This window comes from Enterococcus sp. FSL R5-0957 (genome assembly GCF_038008005.1).
Taxonomy (GTDB): domain Bacteria; phylum Bacillota; class Bacilli; order Lactobacillales; family Enterococcaceae; genus Enterococcus_B; species Enterococcus_B faecium.
On record NZ_JBBOYG010000001.1, the window covers coordinates 2,406,327 to 2,425,015 of the forward strand.

At 38.9% G+C, this 18,689-nt stretch carries 15 protein-coding genes and 1 riboswitch; of the genes, 3 read left to right on the forward strand and 12 right to left on the reverse strand.

All coding sequences use genetic code 11. The features are described from left to right. Window positions 1–249: 249 nt before the first annotated feature. Complete coding sequence (locus tag MKX69_RS11755) at window positions 250–1,023, forward strand: hypothetical protein (protein WP_341010324.1); 774 nt, start codon at window positions 250–252, stop codon at window positions 1,021–1,023. Between the two features lie 80 nt (window positions 1,024–1,103). Here the strand turns inward: MKX69_RS11755 and thiT are convergent, their stop codons facing one another. From thiT to mprF, 9 genes are all read right to left on the reverse strand, one after another. Beyond that, complete coding sequence (thiT, locus tag MKX69_RS11760; RefSeq protein WP_341010325.1) at window positions 1,104–1,673, reverse strand: energy-coupled thiamine transporter ThiT; 570 nt, start codon at window positions 1,671–1,673, stop codon at window positions 1,104–1,106. Between the two features lie 65 nt (window positions 1,674–1,738). Further along, a riboswitch (TPP riboswitch) is annotated at window positions 1,739–1,841 on the reverse strand. Between the two features lie 5 nt (window positions 1,842–1,846). Continuing rightward, window positions 1,847–2,818 carry a ribose-phosphate diphosphokinase gene (locus tag MKX69_RS11765; protein ID WP_002287347.1) on the reverse strand — a complete coding sequence of 324 codons (972 nt, stop codon included), beginning with the start codon at window positions 2,816–2,818 and terminating at the stop codon, window positions 1,847–1,849. Window positions 2,819–2,911: 93 nt separating this feature from the next. After that, complete coding sequence (glmU, locus tag MKX69_RS11770) at window positions 2,912–4,285, reverse strand: bifunctional UDP-N-acetylglucosamine diphosphorylase/glucosamine-1-phosphate N-acetyltransferase GlmU (protein ID WP_202765425.1); 1,374 nt, start codon at window positions 4,283–4,285, stop codon at window positions 2,912–2,914. Window positions 4,286–4,787: 502 nt separating this feature from the next. Then, window positions 4,788–5,606, reverse strand: a complete 819-nt coding sequence (gene purR / locus MKX69_RS11775) for a pur operon repressor (protein WP_002287345.1) — start codon at window positions 5,604–5,606, stop codon at window positions 4,788–4,790. A 166-nt stretch (window positions 5,607–5,772) separates the two neighbouring features. After that, entirely contained in the window at window positions 5,773–6,597 is an 825-nt protein-coding gene (locus MKX69_RS11780) for a metal ABC transporter permease (protein ID WP_002287344.1), read from the reverse strand. Then, complete coding sequence (locus MKX69_RS11785; RefSeq protein WP_002287343.1) at window positions 6,570–7,250, reverse strand: metal ABC transporter ATP-binding protein; 681 nt, start codon at window positions 7,248–7,250, stop codon at window positions 6,570–6,572. The genes MKX69_RS11780 and MKX69_RS11785 overlap by 28 nt, the downstream gene beginning before the upstream one ends. A gap of 22 nt (window positions 7,251–7,272) precedes the next feature. Next, on the reverse strand, window positions 7,273–8,211 hold the full coding sequence (locus tag MKX69_RS11790; protein WP_341010330.1) for a metal ABC transporter substrate-binding protein: 939 nt from the start codon (window positions 8,209–8,211) through the stop codon (window positions 7,273–7,275). A 244-nt stretch (window positions 8,212–8,455) separates the two neighbouring features. After that, a complete protein-coding gene (ispE, locus tag MKX69_RS11795) occupies window positions 8,456–9,307 on the reverse strand; it encodes a 4-(cytidine 5'-diphospho)-2-C-methyl-D-erythritol kinase (protein WP_025479366.1) in 852 nt (283 codons plus the stop codon). Between the two features lie 153 nt (window positions 9,308–9,460). Then, window positions 9,461–12,034: a bifunctional lysylphosphatidylglycerol flippase/synthetase MprF gene (gene mprF / locus MKX69_RS11800; protein ID WP_341010333.1), complete on the reverse strand. Its 2,574-nt coding sequence runs from the start codon at window positions 12,032–12,034 to the stop codon at window positions 9,461–9,463. A 140-nt stretch (window positions 12,035–12,174) separates the two neighbouring features. On the opposite strand from mprF, the gene proC reads away from it, so the two are divergent. Then, the gene (proC, locus tag MKX69_RS11805) at window positions 12,175–12,981 is read left to right on the forward strand and encodes a pyrroline-5-carboxylate reductase (RefSeq protein WP_341010335.1); all 807 of its coding nucleotides are present in this window, start codon (window positions 12,175–12,177) and stop codon (window positions 12,979–12,981) included. A 78-nt stretch (window positions 12,982–13,059) separates the two neighbouring features. Here the strand turns inward: proC and rny are convergent, their stop codons facing one another. After that, a complete protein-coding gene (gene rny / locus MKX69_RS11810; protein WP_002287336.1) occupies window positions 13,060–14,616 on the reverse strand; it encodes a ribonuclease Y in 1,557 nt (518 codons plus the stop codon). A gap of 436 nt (window positions 14,617–15,052) precedes the next feature. Between rny and MKX69_RS11815 the strand changes: the two genes are divergently transcribed. After that, window positions 15,053–16,012, forward strand: coding sequence for an IS30 family transposase (locus MKX69_RS11815; protein WP_000222573.1), 960 nt, complete (start codon window positions 15,053–15,055; stop codon window positions 16,010–16,012). A gap of 79 nt (window positions 16,013–16,091) precedes the next feature. Here the strand turns inward: MKX69_RS11815 and recA are convergent, their stop codons facing one another. Beyond that, entirely contained in the window at window positions 16,092–17,141 is a 1,050-nt protein-coding gene (recA, locus tag MKX69_RS11820) for a recombinase RecA (RefSeq protein ID WP_002307721.1), read from the reverse strand. Window positions 17,142–17,249: 108 nt separating this feature from the next. Continuing rightward, a complete protein-coding gene (locus MKX69_RS11825) occupies window positions 17,250–18,491 on the reverse strand; it encodes a competence/damage-inducible protein A (RefSeq protein WP_341010338.1) in 1,242 nt (413 codons plus the stop codon). Window positions 18,492–18,689: the final 198 nt, after the last annotated feature.

The window sequence follows — 18,689 nt, forward strand, 5'->3', positions numbered from 1 at the left end:
TCAAGTATACCAGTACGTCATAAAAAGGTCATGAGTCTCGTATTCGACTTTGTAGATTCCATAAGAAAACAATTCATAAAACCTCCTTTAAATAAAAAAATACAAAAATCACAAAAATTAATTGAAAATGAGAGTGTTTTCAATGAAAACGTGATTTTGTAATGGAATTTTAAAATAAAAGAAACAAGCTTTTTTAATGCAAATGTTGTAAAATAAAAGAGATTAAGAGTAAATAAGAGGAGGAACATGATGACTGAGTCAGTTTATGTACATATTGATACCACAAGTAATGCTGTTTTAACAAAAGGGCTGACTGCTACTGACTTTGCAAACAGTATCGTGCATTTTCCTCAAAACTTGCTCTTGCTTGATCCATCTGCTTCTGCTGGAGAATATGAATCCCATACAGGACTGAAAGTAATCCGTGGTACAGAAAATATCCAGCGTTTCTTTTCCTCTTCTCGTAACAGGCGTGGATTCGATGAATTGAAGTGGATCGACTTTACTGATTTAACGATGCTGAAAGAATTGACACCTTTAGAAATTTCAGAATTATTATATTTTGGTCATATGAAAACACATCTTCATTCGCCGTTTTTTTATAAACTACAGAATAATTTTGTATACTTCGATCTTAATGATCAGCTGAATCGGATTTATTATCGCTATTTAGATGAATTTTATAGGATTTTTGCTAGTAAATTAAGTTCGATCTTGTCAGATAAGATCAATGTAAAAAAATCTTTTTTCAAAAAAGAAACACCTGTTGAAAAAATCAGTGTGGAATTATTGAAAGAAATGCGTAATTTGATGCAGGAAGGGATCATTTTTTCTTTTGATCAAGTTGGTTTGATCGATGGTGAATATCGTATCCCAATCTATGTGATTGAAGATTATATTTGGAAATTAAAAGGCACCCGGTATCGAGAAGAGGAAATCATCGCTACTTTAATCTACTCTGTCACCGATCGACACTGGCAATTGGTGGAAGATGCCGATCTTTCTTATCTGCTATTGAAGTAGATCTATTTCTTATCAAAAAATAAAAAGGAAACAAGAAACTAGGACATGATTCTGTCTCAAGTTTCTTGCTTCTTTTTTATTTACAGCTCCTGTCGTTTATCTGGCACAAAAATCGAAGGAATCGTTTGTTGGATTCCTAATAAAACGATGATCGTTACAATAGCTGTACTCAACCCGCTGGCACCATTCATTACGAAAGAAAAGAGCCAAGGATTCATCCCCCATAGTGCATACGCTCCCCAGAAAACCACTCCTGCAATAAAATGCCAAAAATATCTGGAAAGTGCGCCAATCAATGCACCAAACACGATGCTTTTTCTAATTTGTTTCGTATTATCGTCTACATAGCCTTTTTGGACATTTGAAGCCATGAGCCCTGCTGCGCCTGCAAAAGTATAGGCAATCGGGTACTCAATCAACACTTGAACGACACTTAAATAATAAACTTGTCCCAACGGAAAATGTAGGATGCCCCAAATGAAACCTGCCAGCATCCCTGCCTTTGTCCCTCTTCTTAACGCAAAAAGAGTCAATGGAATCTGCCCTAATGAAATAGAAAAACTGCTGCCGATCTGGATCGGCATCAACGACAACACCATCGCTAACGCTGCAACAATCGTTCCTTCTACCCAAACTCTATTTTTTCCCATAAAAAAACTTCCTCCTTTGAATAAAAAAGTCACAAAGGAGGAAGCAGCTTTCGAAAATAGTCAAACAGCTGTTTATTCACAATTCCTACGCTCGCATAACCGATACAGGTACGAAGGGTTTAGAAATAGATTCAATCTCAGCCCAATTGGACTCCCCTTTGTGAGTTTATTTATTATTTATTTTTTGTTTCAAACAATGGACTAACTGGTTTGTTTTCATGGATACGTTTGATTGCATCTCCCATTAGTCCGCCAACACTTACTTCATCGATTTTGTCGATTTTACGATCTTCTGGAAGATAGATCGAGTCTGTAACAACTAGACGCTCGATAGCTGAATCTTCTATTCTTTGTAAAGCAGGGCCGGATAATACTGGATGTGTACATGAAGCATACACACTAGTTGCACCAGCTTCTTTCAAAGCATTGGCAGCCAATGTGATCGTACCTGCTGTATCGATCATATCATCGATCAGTACACAAGTTTTGCCTTTGACTTGTCCAATGATATTCATTACTTCTGCAACATTTGCTTTTGGACGGCGTTTGTCGATGATCGCAATCGGAGATTTCAAAAATTCCGCTAATTTACGTGCCCGTGTGACACCACCATGGTCTGGTGAAACAACAACAACATCATCGCCTTTGATTCCTTTCTCTAAGAAATAATTGGCAATAAGTGGCGCACCCATCAAATGATCGACTGGAATATCAAAGAAACCTTGGATTTGGACTGCATGAAGGTCCAAAGTCAGCATTCTTGTTGCACCGGCTTTTTGGATCATGTTTGCTACTAATTTCGCTGTGATTGGTTCCCGTGCACGTGCTTTACGGTCTTGACGCGCATAGCCATAATAAGGCATGACTACGTTGATTGTTTTTGCACTTGCTCGTTTCAGTGCGTCAATCATGATCAGCAACTCCATCAAGTTATCATTGACTGGGCTACTCGTTGATTGAATAACATAGACATGCGAACCACGAATACTTTCTTCAATGTTTACTTGAATTTCTCCATCACTAAATTGAGTAACAGATGATTTTCCTAACTCGACGCCGACTGCTGCTGCAATTTTCTCTGCTAATGGGCGATTGGAATTTAACGCAAAAATTTTTAATCTTGGGTCAAAGTAATGTTTTGACATGGGGACCTCCACTTTCTTTTTCACAACTCTAGAATTCTACCTAATAAATAGTAGTCATATTTTTTAAATAAATCAAGTGATTTTGCAAAAGTCTTAGTTTAGATAAGGGAGTTTTTTTGCATATCCTTCTTTATTGACTTGTCTTGCTCTCGCAATTGCCAGCGCATATTCTGGAATATTGTCTGTAATTGTTGACCCGGCAGCAATCGAACTGTTTTTAGCTACCTCGACAGGTCCGATGATATTCGTGCTAGAACCAATAAAGCTGTGGTCGCCGACAGTCGTATGATGTTTGTTCTTTCCATCATAGTTGACGAAGACAACACCACATCCGACATTGATTTCTTCTCCCAGCGTAGCATCACCAACATAAGTCAAGTGACCGACTTTAGTTTCTTTGCCGATTTGAGCATTTTTCACTTCCACAAAGTTTCCGATATGGACGTTTTCGCCAATTTCAGCTTTTGGTCGTAAATGTGCATAAGGTCCCACATCTGCATGTTTCTTGACATGGCTGCTTTCAATGACTGAGTTTTCAATGACGACGTGATCCTCAATCCTACTGTCTACGATTTTTGAATGTGCCCCGATGACACAATCAGAACCGATGACTGTATTTCCTTGGATTTGTACACCTGCTTCGATCAATGTGTCTGGACCGATTTCTACGCCTGCATCGATGTATGTCGTTGCTGAATCGACAAAGCTTACGCCATTGACCATATGCATCTGGTTAATTCGCTTTCTCATGATCTCATTTGCTTTAGCTAACGCGATCCGATCATTGACTCCCATTGATTCTTCAAAATCATCCGTTTGATAAGCAGCAACTGTATTGCCTTCTTCTTTTAAGATTTCGATGATATCTGTTAGATAGTATTCACCTTGAGCATTGTTTGTTCCAACTTTGCTTAACGCATCGAACAAAGCTTCGTTGTCAAAACAGTAAGTTCCTGTATTGATTTCTTGTACAAGAGCTTCTTCTGGTGTTGCATCTTTTTGTTCCACGATTTTTTCTACGATCCCAATATGGTCACGGATGATTCGTCCATATCCTGTTGGGTTTTCTGCTTGTGCCGTCAAGATCGTTGCACTTGCATTTTTTCCTTGGTGATATTCAAAAAGATTGTTCAGCGTTTCAGTAGTCAATAATGGTGTATCGCCACTGATAACTAACGTTGTTCCTTTTTTTCCTTCCAAGAAAGAAGCAGCTTGCAAAACAGCATGTCCTGTTCCCAATTGTTCTGCTTGTAACGCATATTTACTGCGTTCTCCTAGTTGTGCTTTAACTTGTTCTGCTCCGTGTCCAACGATCGTAATCACTTCATCTGGTTTCGTTTCACTGACCCGATTAATGATATGTTCTACCATAGGTTTACCAGAAACGGGATGTAAAACTTTATATAATTTTGACTTCATGCGGGTACCTTTCCCTGCCGCCAAAATAATTGCATAACGTGCGTCCAACTGCGTCACTCCTAAATATAGTTTGCTGATTTCAGTTTATCCCAGTATACCCATTTTTTCAACAAAACAAGTGATTTTCTTTTATCTCAGCGTTTTCTGGATAAAAAAATAGATAGACCATAACGGGCCTATCTATTTGGTAACCGGTGCTCTCCTGCCAACTCCTCGGTCACAAGTCACACTACTCATAAAACATGAAAAGCTGTTTTTTGAAATCGTTTCTTGTGACTTAGAGTTAAACGGTAGGCTTACAACCTCTTCATTAAACGGTTTTCAATCAGCTGACCTTCGGTATTAGCTCAATAAACGGCAAAATATGAGGAGCAATTTTTCCGTTTATTGAGCTAATACTCAGGACAGGACGCTGATTTCACAACCTCTAGATAAACGGTGTTCAAAAGCCGGTTTCTCGGTATTAAGCCAAATTTATGAAAAAATGTGGAAAGCCATTTTCACAAAATTTTTCTTACTACTCGAAACTAAGCGGCTTTTTCACAACCTCTTATTCTGAAAAATAATTTCCCGGCACAACCGTAATATTTTTCGTTTGAGTATCTACATCTTTGACATAAAGCAGTGAAGTATAATCATCGATGGCGCGATGACCGTTGAATTTTGATTCGGCAAATACAGTGATGCCAACAAGTTCTGATTCGAATTCTTCAATCAAGCTCTTCATTCCGTTGACTGTTCCGCCACCTTTCATGAAATCATCCACTACAAGGACACGTGAACCACGTTTCAAACTTCTCTTAGACAGTTCCATCTTTTCAATTCTTTCAGAAGATCCAGACACATAGTTGACACTTACTGTTGATCCTTCTGTTATTTTTGAGTCCCGGCGTACAATAACGAATGGCGCATTCAGATAATAGGACACAGCTTGGGCAATAGGTACGCCTTTTGTGGCTACAGTCATCACAGCATCGATTTTTTCACCAAGGTATTTAGAAGCAATGATTCTTCCAACTTGACGTAGCAGTTCAGGTTCTCCTAACAAATCAGAGAGATAAACATATCCTCCTGGAAGCAGACGGTCTTGTTCTGATAGACGTTCTGCTAGAGATTCAATATATTTTTTCGCCTCTTCATATGAAATTTCAGGGATGAACAATACACCACCTGCAGCACCTGGGATTGTTTCCAAGGTTCCATACCCTCGTTCTTTAAATGTTTTCTTGATGATTCCCAAATCTTCACTGATGGAAGATTTAGCAGATTCATAACGTTCGGCAAAGCTTGTTAAGGAAATCAATTCATGCGGGTGATTCAATAAATACTGTGTCATGTCAACTAGACGTTCACTGCGACGTACTTTCACCTATTCCAACTCCTTTTAAGAAATTTTATCGTTTTACATTATATAAGTTTTTCTTCAAAAATTCGAGCATTTTATGAAAAAATAAGAAAATAGTTCGGTATTTATTAAAATAAAAAGAAGCCTATAAAAAATTTTTCGTTTTTATAAGGCTTCTTTTCTTTATAATTTAGTTATTTTTTCTTCTGAAGGCAACCAATATTCGTTTGATGATATTTACAATCAGGAACAAAGCAATAAAGACTAATGTGATTGTTGCTCCTGGAGGGGTATCTAGATAAAACGAGCTAGTTAGTCCTGACAGCATCCCTAGAAATCCTACACAAACACTGATAGCAATCACGACATTGAAGCTTTTGCCTAATCGCATACCGATTGCTGCGGGAAGAACCATGATTGCGGATATCAAAAGTGCACCGGCAATCGGGATCATCACAGCAATAGCCACACCAGTAATCACATTGAACATCATCGACATCAAATGAACGGGTAGCCCATCCACGTGGGCGGTATCTTCATCAAAAGTCAGAACATACATCGGCCGTTTGAATAAAAAGAACAATATACCGATGGCAACGAATAAGATTCCTAAAAAGATGACTTGCTCCCATGTAATGGTCACGATCGAACCAAACAGATAGGATTGGATACTTGTTGCTGAATTCCCACCGCTCAAATTCATCAATACTAACGCTAGCGCCAAACCACCAGCCATTAAAATGGCAATGGAGATTTCTGAATAGGTTCGGTAGATCGTTCGCAGATACTCCAATATCACAGCTGCTAATACAACGACTAGCATGGTCGTAAGTGTAGGATTAAGGTTCAAAAAGAATCCTAACGCTACCCCTGCTAAAGAGACATGAGAAAGCGTATCAGCCATCAGCGATTGTCTTCTGATCACTAAAAACACACCTAGCATCGGGGCGATTCCGGCAATGAAGATAGCGGCAAGAAACGCTCTTCTCATGAATTCATATGAAAGCAACGCCATTGAGAATCCTCCTTTCTCACCAGTCGGATCTGTCTGTCCGCATACTGTTTGATATCTTCATGATCATGGGTGATCATTAGAACTGATTTCCCATGGACATGCGCACTATGTCGGAGAAGACGATAAAATTCATTTCTGGATTCTTCATCCATACCTGTTGTTGGTTCATCAAGAACAAATAAGTCAGGGTCAGTAGCAAAAATACGCGCTAAACTGATTCGCTGCTTTTGTCCGCCAGACAATTCACCTATTCGCCGATTTCGCATATCCCACATCCCTACAGCTTCTAAAGCACGCTGTACATGTTGATGATCTTTTTCAGAGAGACGCTTGAACCAGCGGCCTCTTGGATATCTTCCTGAACGGACTAATTCGATCACCGTACTAGGAAAACCTGCATTGAAAGATGCAACTTGTTGGGGAATATAGCCGATACTTAATTTTTTTCCTTCTTGATTTTTCTCAGCAATCTTTATCATTCCTTTTGAAGGTTTCAGTAATCCTAACGATGCTTTCACCAAGGTTGACTTGGCTGCTCCATTTTCTCCAGTTAAAATGACAAATTCACCCGCATCTACATGATAAGAGACATCTTCTAGTACAGGTTCATCATCATAGTAAAAGGTCAAATCAGATATTTCGATATAACGCACCTTACAACCTCCATTCTAAAACTTAATTGATACTTTCTTTTAAAGCTTCCAGATTTTTTTCCATGACAGAAATATAATTTTCGCCTGCTTTGATTTGTTCATTAGTCAAGCTTTCTAAAGGATTTAACACTTCTAGCTTCACTCCTGTTTCATTCGACAATGTCTCAGCTACCTTCGAAGAGGCATTTTCTTCAAAATAAATCACTTTGATGTTGTTTTTCTTCACAAATTCTTTTAGTTCAGCTAAGCGGCTTGGTGTGGGTTCCTGATCTGGTGAAACGCCCGAAATCGCTACTTGTTTTAAGTCGTATTGATTCGCTAAATAAGCAAAAGCAGCATGCTGAGTGACAAATGTGCGGTTTGTTGCATCTTTTAGCTCATCGGAGTATTTTTGATCCAGTGCTTCAAGCTTTTTGATATAAGCATCGGCATTCTTCGTAAATGTTTCCTTTTTATCTGGATATTTTTTGCCTAATTCTTCAGCAATCGTTCTGACTTCTTTTATAGCTAATACCGGATCGAGCCAAACATGTGGATCGTATTCATGTGAATGACCATGCCCTTCTTCTGACTCTTCATGTTCGTCTGCTTCTTGCGATTCTAAACGGTCGATTCCTTTAGCTGCTTCGATCATCAAGGTCTGTTTACTATCCACTGAATCCTTTAACGAATCCACAAAAAATTCCATGTCTGAACTATTATACACGAAAACATCTGCATCGGAAATTTCTGCTCTTTCTTTTGCACTTGGTTCGAAATCATGCGGCTCCGTTCCAGCAGGGATCAAAAGTTTCACGTTTCCTTCATCCCCTACGATCTCTTTTGTAAAATCATACATCGGATAAAAAGTCGTAACGATCGTCAAATCCTCTTTTTTGTCTGCTTCCTTGTTCGTATTTCCACATGCTGCAAACAGTAAAGCACCTATCATTACCGTAGCTGTCAAAAGATATTTTTTCATTTATATGCTCCTTTCAATGAACAAATCGTAATTTTACGATTTATTAGCGTGAACTAATGTATCAAAATAAAAAAACACAGTCAATAGAAATCCATCAATTTCTGATTTAAGCATGTATATTCTTGATTAAATCGTAAAATGGATGAGTTGCTGCTCATATCTAGTCATTTCACTACAATAAAAAACTGAAGAAAACCATTTTAGGATTCCTCAGTTTTTCATCACCTATTTTACTTCTTATATTTTATTGCAGGGTTCGTACTAAATAAACTTCCTCACAAAAACCTTTTAACCCATTATATACTCTCTGCGCTCTTGAATAATGTTGACACAAGGCAAAAACGGTTGGTCCGCTTCCACTCATCAATGCAGCATCTGCTCCGTACTTGATCATACGCTCTTTGATTTGATGGATGACTGGATGCCGCTTTCCCGTTATATCTTCTAAACTGTTTCCCATTTTTTTGATCATCTGCTGATAATTTTGCTCTCGGATGGCTTCAGCAAGTCCGTGGATGTCTTGATGTTGGATGGCTTGCGTATCTACTTCTCTAAACACTGTACGTGTAGAGACACTCATTCTTGGTTTGACCAACACAACCCAGCACTGTGGCATAGAAGGTAATACTTGGATTTCTTCCCCTTTGCCACCGACAAATGCCGTACTTCCGTAGACACAGTAAGGAACATCTGTACCGACTTCCAAACCGATTTCTGCCAGTTCTTCTAACGAACAGCCCAGATTCCATAATTGGTTGATCCCTCTTAGAGCAGCTGCACAGTCTGTACTTCCTCCGCCTAATCCAGCTGCTACTGGAATATTCTTCTTAACAAAGATCTTGACACCGGTTTTGATATTGTATTTATTTTTTAACAATAAAGCAGCTTGATAAACATTGTTCCGTTCATCTACCGGTAAAAATGCTTTATTTGTTTCTACAATGATTTTGTCTTCTGTTATTTCTTCAAAAAATAGATGATCTGCCAAGTCTACGCTCGACATCACCATTTCCAACTCATGATACCCATCTTGCCGTCTATATAATACATCCAGTCCTAAATTTATCTTGGCTGGCGCTTTTTCAATCAATTCCATCCTCTCACCCATTCGAAAAGTCTAAGTCGCAAGTATTCTATCATAGGGAAAAATAAAAGTATAGCTTATGTCTGCCTAGTGCTTGATTTTGTCATCGTTTCAACAGCTTTCACAGAATTTTCTCTTCATAATCCAAACAAGTTCTAGTGATTCTTATAATTCTGTGAGCACTTCTTCTGCCAAACTCGGAACATTTCCTTTTTCTTTTCCTATCAGACTGAGTAGCTGCATGGTAGCAAATCCGAAATTACTTCCTTTCCTATAAGCAAAGTAACGTCCTTCCCAATGATCGACATATTTTAATTTCTTTTCATAAGCAGACTGGAAGGAATAGAAAAAATTACCATAATTATATACGATATGCATGACTTTTTCTTGAAAGAAAGAAAAATCTGTTTCTCCAACATTAGCTAATGGAGCTAAGCCTAGATTGGCTTCCGAGTAGCCCATTTTCTCGTATACAATAAACAGATTGGCTAACAGATAGTCAGCTAATTCCTCAGATTCTTTAGGTAAGACCCGCAACAAATCATATCCCGCCTGCTTCTTCGTCATCGGCTGAGCGGTGATGAAGCCAACGACTTTTTGATCTTTACGAACAATACCGACACCGTTAGATAATACATATGATTTATCAAATCGTCCCACAGAGAAGTATTTTTCTCGTGCACCTTGAAGCCATTTTTGTGAAACTTCATTTACAGCTTGATGTAATTCTTCTGGCAGTTGATCGTACCAAGTAAAATGGTATCCTTCTTTCATCAAACGTTGATATTCAAGTTGCTGACTCAGCCGAGACAAGTCTTCTGTTGCTAGATCAACAATCCCTGCTTCACCTACTTTCGTGAAGTGAAAACCCAATTCATGAAGCATCACTACGTAGCTTTCTGATATCTTATAAAACGCAAGCTGATAGCCTAAACAATCTGCTTGTTTCATAAACTGATTCGTTGCTGCCCGCATCATTTTAGGATTGCCAACTGGATCTCCTAAAACAAAGCATTTGTTTCCTTTGATCTGATAACCAAAAACGACTTGATCTTGCTCATCTTCTTGGTAATAAAAATAACTGTAACCTGACAAGCGAAGCTGATGGCTTGTAGCTGTGCCTCCGTATGTTTCCAATAAACGGTCAAAACGGTCTTTTTCGTACTCACTGCCAAGCTTCGTAGTATCTTCAGCTAAATATTGATAAAGCGCCACTAAAGCTAGCAATGAGATGCCCAAACCAATAAGCCCTGAGAACCACACATCATCTGAAGGAAACAAAATAAAATGGTTTCCTGTTATTCGACCGACTAAAAAGCGTCCGCTGTGATAACCTGCGATTGCGTAAACGATAAACAAAAAGCCGAACAAGCTAGCATCAAAGATTATAGCTCCCCAAGAATAAACGAATTTTGTTCGATAAAATTCTTTTCTGGATAACCACACAGCTAACAGAATCAAGACATATACCAATATCAACTGCCAAGATAACGTACGTGTGATTGTATTTAAAATACCAAAAGATAGTAAAGCAATCGTAGGCAGAAATGCCTTTTTGACTTTTACTGAAAGTGCTCGAGCAAGGCCGAGTAATAAAAAGCCAACCAATAGATTCACTGTCTGATCTAAAAAATTGAATGAGAACGGCAATAATACTTGAAATAGCCGACTGATTGCAGACAGATTAGTGATTGTTGATAGAAGTACCATCATGATTCCCGCAAAATAGACAGCACTTACGAGCACGATATGCGCAACCTTTTGGAAAAACAGTCGCGGAATGTTATCTAAAAATCGATTGATTTTGACTCCTGTATGTGTGATGAACAATAGAAGTCCCGTCATAAAAGGTAGAACATAATAAAACAACCGATAATATAATAGCCAAACTACTGCTACATCTTGCCGAACAGACAATTGACTCATTCCTAAGATCATCAAAACGTCAAAAGTCCCCATTCCACCTGGGACCATCGTCAGCATTCCTATCAATGTAGCAATCATAAACATAGGATAGATCGAAAGCATCGAAATATCTATTCTCATCAACTTGCCGATGATCAAAAATACCGCAAGGGCTCCCGTCCATTGTCCAAAGGATGCCAGTAGCAGACCAAGCAAGCCTTTTGGATAAAACTCGAAGAACAATGTCTTTCTCTTTAGATAAGCAAAAAAGAAAATGACTGGTGCTAAAAAACTACCGCCGAAAAGCCAGATCCAATAGCTTCGAAAAATACTTTCTGACTGAATAAAAAAGACATCAATGAATGTAAGAAACGACCATATAGACAAACCAGTCAGCATAAATAGTGCGACTTTTGATACAGTAGCTAAAACCATTTTTCTATTTGTCTGCTTTCCATAAAAACTAGCTCGCAGGCTTGCTCCTACCACACCACCAAAACCGGCGAGATTGTTGATCGTGTTTGTTACCCACGCAGCAAGAAGAAACTCTTTTCTTTCCATTTTTGGTTTTCCTTGTTTTTCTAAGACTCTGATCGTCACCCAATCATACAACAACATCGGAGTGACACCCAGCAGTCCAGCCATAATCATGAGCAGGATCGTCATGTGGCTTTGTTGTCCCATCCTTTGCCAAATATCTTGCCAACTCATGCCATTAGCAATATTTGCGACTTGATTTGCCACAAAGATTAACACGGAGCCGAAAAAAATCAGTTTTAAAATCAGACTATGTTCCTTTATCCATTGCAGCATCAAGTATCGTTTATTTTTCACATTTTCCCATTCCTAACTTGTATACTTTTGTGTCATACCTCAATGTTATCTTATTTATTTTAATTTTTCCACTTTAGACCTGTTCTTTGCTTGCGATGATAGAAAAAGAAAGATATCCTAATGCTAAAGGAGAGGATAACATGAAAGTAGGATTTATCGGCACAGGGAATATGGCACAAGCTATTATTGATGGTTTATTAAAAAAAGGAACAGTCTCGAAAGAAGAGGTGTTCGTTTCCAGTGGACATTTTGAAAATGCACAAAAATTTGCTGCTGAAACTGGCGTCCATGCATGCAAAAGTAATCAGGAAGTTGCATCACAATCAGATATCGTTCTTTTAGCCGTGAAACCAAAAATCATTGAAAAAGTATTGGAAGAACTAAGAGAATATAGCCAGAAAGTCTTATTCATTTCTATTGCTTCAGGAAAATCATTAACAGATTTAGAAACAGCGCTTGAAGATCCTCAGGCCTCCATCGTACGTGTGATGCCGAATGTCAATGTCAGCGTAGGAGCAGGCGTTTCTGCGATTTGCAAAAATGAAGCTGCCACGGAGGAACAGCTTCAGCAAGCTACGATGATTTTTGAAGCAATCGGCAGCGTCTATCCTTTAGCAGAATCAGATTTCAGTACATTCATTGGCCTTGCTGGCAGCTCACCCGCATTCGTTTACATGCTGATCGATGCGATGGGACGGACTGGTGTACTGAATGGTTTGTCCAAACAGACAGCCACTGAGATTGCTGCAAAAGCAATTATGGGTTCTTGTCAAAAATTCCTTTTAAGTGATAAAAATCCATGGGAACTTGTAGACCAAGTTTCTTCTCCTGGAGGTACAACTGTTGCAGGTGTAGTTGCCTTAGAAGAAGCAGGATTCATCCCAGCCGTCATCAAAGGAATCAATACGACGATCGAGAAAGATCTTGAGATGTTGAATAAAAAATAATGATAGCAATGTTTTTTCGTGCCTTACAAAAAAAGAAGAGCTGTGGCTTTTGCCGCGGCTCTTCTTTTGTATTTTTTATTATTTAGCATAATCAGTTGCACGAGTTTCCCGAATAACGATTACTTTGATGTGTCCAGGATAATCAAGTTCTTCTTCGATTCGTTTACGAATATCACGTACTAAACGAACAGCGTCTAAATCCGAGATTTCTTCTGGCTTGACCATTACCCGAACTTCGCGTCCAGCTTGAACTGCGTAACTTGATTCTACACCGGCGAAGCTGTTCGAAATATTTTCCAGACTTCTTAAACGACGGATGTAGTTTTCTAATGATTCACTTCGCGCACCAGGTCTTGCTGCTGAGAGCGCATCTGCTGCAGCTACAAGGACAGAGATAACAGAAGTAGCTTCCACATCTCCATGATGAGAAGCGATTGCGTTGATTACTACTGGGTTTTCTTTGTACTTGGCAGCTAATTCCGCACCGATCTCAACGTGAGATCCTTCAATCTCATGGTCAAGTGCTTTCCCAATATCATGGAGCAACCCGGCACGTTTTGCTAATTGGATATCTTCGCCAAGCTCTGCTGCTAAGATACCAGCTAATTTTGCAACCTCGACCGAATGCTTCAAGACGTTTTGTCCATAACTAGTTCTGAATCGCAGACGTCCGATGATCTTGATTAGATCTGGATGAAGTGTATGAGCACCGACTTCAAACGCTGCCTCTTCCCCGTATTCGCGAATACGTTCATCCATTTCTTTACGAGATTTCTCGACCATTTCTTCGATACGCGCTGGATGGATTCGTCCATCTTGTATCAGTTTTTCCAAGGTCATCCGTGCGATTTCTCTTCGGATTGGATCGAATCCGGAAAGAACAACTGCTTCCGGTGTATCATCGATGATTAAATCGATACCAGTCAGCGTCTCAAGCGTTCGAATATTACGACCTTCTCGTCCAATGATACGACCTTTCATTTCATCATTCGGAAGGGTAACAACTGAAACAGTCGTTTCTGAAACTTGATCTGCTGCGCAGCGTTGAATCGCTAATGATAATAAGTTTTTCGCTTTGCGATCTGCTTCTTCTTTGGCACGCTGTTCAGATTCTTTTACCATTAGAGTTAACTCATGATTCAGCTCTTCTTCAGTCGATTTCATGATGACATCTCGTGCGTCCTCTTTTGATAAACCAGCAATTTTTTCTAGTTCTTTTTGTTGATCTTCAATCATTTTTTCAACGTCTTTTTCTCGCTCTTCAATTAATTGCTGTTTTGAACTAAGTGCTTCTTCTTTACTTTCAAGTGAGTTCTCGCGTTTTTCTAACGAGTCATCTTTACGATTCAGCGTTTGTTCGCGTTGAATCAAACGATTCTCTTGAGATTTTAATTCTAACTTACTTTCTCTCAGCTCACTTTCAACTTCAGAACGGTATTTCTGATTTTCTTCCTTAGCTTCTAACAATGCTTCTTTTTTTAGAGTTTCTGCTTCTTTTTTTGCACTATCGATGATTCCAGCAGCTGATGATTGTGCACCAGCTATTTCTTTCTCGTGACGTGACTTTGCGACCATAAACCCTAAACCAAGACCGACAATTAAACCGATGATAGCGAGGAGAATGTTGAATACCATAAAATCCACCTCCATACTATCTTTTTCATTTTTATCATCTATACAGCTTCTATGATAAATTATTCTAAACTTGTCAATATGCATCTTCGCATATATGTGTACAAAAAACATGCACAACTTTATTCTAATGTTTGTACCCCGTAGTGTCAACTTTAAATAAACAAAGAAACGGCTTTCTACTTATTCATTAAACGATGGTTTTTAAAATAAATGACGCTAGTTTCATATAGGTAAACCTTTAAGTTGAGAAACTTTTCTATTAAATTATTCTTTGTAGATGAACAGATATTTTTATTTTATGTACCCACTCGTATAATTAAATAACTCACGATTTCTTTATTCACGCCGATTGTAAAATTAAGCTAGACAACTAAAAAAGTCATTTGTGCTACACTCAAAATAGTTCCGTCCAAAGAATTATAAGGAGTGAGTACAAATGACCTATACCCATCTTACAACGGATGAACTTGTAATGATAGAGTCTTATTTCAAAATAAATCAATCTGTTGCGAAAACTGCGCATTGCTTGAATCGTTCAAGACAAACGATCCATAAAGTATACCTGTTCTTCAAGCAAGGAAAATCAGCCTTAGAGTACTATCAACAGTATAAGAAAAACAAATCAAACTGTGGTAGACGCCCGCTTGTTTTACCTGAGGAACAATCAGAATATATTCAAAGAAAGGTTGTTCAAGGATGGACACCCGATGTGATTGTTGGTCGTGCAGCGTTTCCTATTCGTTGTTCTGCTCGTACCATTTATCGTATGTTCAAAAAGGGGCTATTTAATCCTTCTGACTTACCGATGAAAGGCAAGCGTAAACCAAATGGACATCAAGAAAGACGTGGAAAACAAGCTTTCCGTCGCTCTATTCATGAACGTGAAAAAGATTATAGCCAATTCTCAAATGAGTTTGGTCACCTTGAAGGTGACACTATCGTAGGTTTGAAACATAAAAGTGCTGTAATTACCTTAGTTGAGCGATTATCAAAAGTTATCATCACATTGAAACCGTGTGGTAGACAAGCGATTGATATTGAAAACAAATTAAATCATTGGTTTGAATCTGTACCGAAAAATCTATTCAAATCCATCACTTTTGATTGTGGAAAGGAATTTTCAAATTGGAAACAGATCAGTAATGCCAATGATATTGCCATTTATTTCGCTGATCCAGGAACGCCGTCTCAAAGAGGCCTAAACGAGAATTCTAACGGATTGTTACGTAGAGATGGTTTATTGAAATCTATGGATTTCAATTCAGTAGATGAATCTTTTATTCAATCTGTCGCATCGAAACGAAATAATATTCCTAGAAAATCACTGAATTATCGAACACCTTTGGAAGTATTTTTGAGTTACGTAAGTATTGATGATTTGTCTAACTTAATTTGACAATTAAGATCAATAAAAAAACGGCAGGTCAAGGAGAGTACCTACTCTTCAGACCAGTCGTTTTTGTTTATCATGATTTTTATTCTTCTTCTAAAGGCAATTCTTCTTGTCCTTTTTCATCTTCTGGGACAGCGACTTCTTCGCCAATACCATAAGCTGCTCTAACTAGAGCAGAAACTTCTGCCATCATTTCAGGATGATTAGCCATATAGATTTTAGCGTTTTCCCGTCCTTGGCCAATCCGATCTTCTTTATAAGAATACCAAGCACCACTTTTATCAACGATGTCTTTTTCTACTGCCATGTCTAGAAGTTCTCCTTCTTGTGAGATACCTAAGCCATACATGACATCTACTTCAGCGATTTTGAAAGGAGGAGCTACTTTGTTTTTCACGACTTTGATCTTTGTACGGTTACCAACAATATCTGTTCCTTGTTTCAATTGTTCTGCACGGCGTACTTCTAAACGGATCGTTGCGTAAAATTTCAATGCGCGTCCTCCAGGCGTGATTTCTGGATTCCCAAACATCACGCCTACTTTTTCACGGATTTGGTTGATGAAAATAGCGATTGTTTTTGTTTTGTTAATCGAACCAGAGAGTTTACGCAATGCTTGAGACATCAAACGTGCTTGTAACCCGACATGTGAGTCACCCATTTCGCCGTCGATTTCTGCTCGTGGAACTAAAGCGGCAACTGAATCGACTACTACGATGTCTACAGCTCCACTTGATACTAAAGCATCAGCGATCTCCAGACCTTGTTCTCCTGTATCAGGCTGTGAAAGAAGTAGTTCATCGATATTCACACCTAATTTTTGTGCATATTGCGGATCTAACGCATGCTCAGCATCGATGAAAGCGGCAGTTCCGCCATTTTTTTGTACTTCTGCAATAGCATGTAGCGCCACTGTTGTTTTACCTGAACTTTCAGGTCCGTATACTTCGATAATACGTCCACGGGGATAACCGCCGACACCTAAAGCGACATCTAACGCAAGAGAGCCACTTGGAATTGTAGAGATTTGCTGGTCGATTTTTTCGCCCAATTTCATAATAGAGCCTTTACCATAGCTCTTTTCAATTTTTTTCAGTGCAGCATCTAAGGCTGCTTTACGATCATCTGCCAATACGATAATCCTCCTTATATTTACAAATCAGAGCAACATTTCATTATCCTTATCATATCTTTTTTAGTGAAAAAAAGCAAGAAAAAACCGAACAAATATTCGCATTTATCATTTTCTTAAAAGCTGTTTTCTCAAAAGATCAAATCCTTGCATAACCGCATTATATCTGATAGCAGCACGATCTCTGGCAAAGTGATATTTTTCCGAAACCACGCCGTCTTTAGATGAAATAGCGATCCATACTGTTCCTGCAGATTGACCTTCTAACGTGTCCGGTCCAGCCACTCCGGTGAAAGCTACACTGTAATCTGTTCTTGCTATCTCACGTGCTTGAATGGCCATCTGCTCCACACATTCTTTGCTGACTGTTCCATATTCTGCTAATAGCTCCGGATCAATCTCCAGAAAACCAGCTTTTGTTTGGAGCGAGTAGGTAACGAATCCGCCTGGAAATACTTCAGATACACCAGCAATGTCGCCTAATGCGGCTTGGAAGGCGCCGGCTGTCAAACTTTCCGCTGCTGTTACAGTCTGCTTGTTTTCTTTCAGTAGTTCCACTACGACTTTTGCTAGCGAATTATCATCGCCGTATCCATAAAAATATTCCCCTACTCGTTCTTGGATTTTTTCTTCTAATGCTAAAAGAGCTTGATTCCCTGCCTGAACATCATTTGTTTTCACTGTCAGTCGTAATGTCACTTCATTTGGTTTGGCATATGGTGCGATCGTTGGATTGATCTGTGTCTCAATCAGATCTTTTAGCTCAGTGACCAGTCGCGATTCACCAATCCCATAAAAGCGCAAAACTTTAGAAATTAGTTTTTCTTCAGAAGGAAAACGTTCCTCTAGTAAAGGACGTACTTGTTCCCCAAACATTGGTTTCAACTCATTAGGCGGACCGGGAAGAAGGATATACGCATGTGTATCTGTTTGATAAAAAGTCCCTAAAGCAAGCCCTGTACGATTTGGTAGAGGAACCCCGCCTTCGATGATCTGGGACTGTTGCAGATTGTTTTTGGTCATTTTTCGATGGGTTGTTTCAAAATATGCCAATAATTTTTTGTATCCTTCCGTATTTTGTATGAGAGACTTACCGAGGTGAGCCGCAGTTGCTTCTTTTGTCAGGTCATCTTCTGTCGGTCCTAATCCGCCACATAAGAGTATGAGTTCACTTCTTGTTTCAGCTAGAGCAATCAACTCTTCTAAACGCTGCTGATTATCTCCTACAACTGTTTGATAATAAACTTCGATACCTAGATCAGCTAGCTGTTCTGACAAGAAAGTGGCATTCGTATTCACGACTTGTCCTAGTAAAAGTTCTGTTCCGACAGCTATTATTTCTGCTTTCATTACTTCCCGCTCCCTTATATAGTATACGCTGTATTTTTATATTTTTTTATTTAAAAAGAGGGCAAGGAGCTGTGACAAAAATCTTGTCACAGCTCCTTGTTCCAAATAAACAGTGTTCTCCTGCCAAAATCTCGGTCATAAGTCACAATATACATAAAACATGAAAAGCTGTTTTTTGAAATTATCCCTTGTGACTCA